The sequence below is a fragment of the Proteiniphilum sp. UBA1028 genome (assembly GCF_002316955.1).
Lineage (GTDB): Bacteria > Bacteroidota > Bacteroidia > Bacteroidales > Dysgonomonadaceae > Proteiniphilum.
In genome coordinates this window covers 31,837-32,116 of record NZ_DCEN01000032.1, presented here as the reverse complement: position 1 = coordinate 32,116, position 280 = coordinate 31,837, and the positions used below count along the sequence as shown (strand labels likewise).

Here is a 280-nt window from a genome sequence, read left to right as displayed (position 1 = left end):
TCATGTGCTGCCCCTCGACTTGCATGTGTTAGGCCTATCGCTAGCGTTCATCCTGAGCCAGGATCAAACTCTTCATTGTAAATTTGTTTTTTATATTTCCTTGAAACTGCCTCCCTTGAAACATCCTCTAAAAAAAGAAAATGAACATCTCACGACAAACAAAATCCAAAAAAAAATCATCTACAAGAAAATCCCAATTTCGGGAAAGATCAATCCAAAATAACTCCCGGATTCACGATTTATTTTTAACCTTTCAGTTTATTGAACGGGTACCAATTTG

The 280-nt window shown here is 36.8% G+C and carries 1 rRNA gene (cut by a window edge); it reads right to left on the bottom strand.

Features of this window, described 5'->3' with window-relative positions:
* A 16S ribosomal RNA gene (locus B3Z75_RS04735) occupies positions 1–79 on the bottom strand; its annotated part reaches 285 nt to the left of the window's first position; the annotation flags it as partial.
* Positions 80–280: the final 201 nt, after the last annotated feature.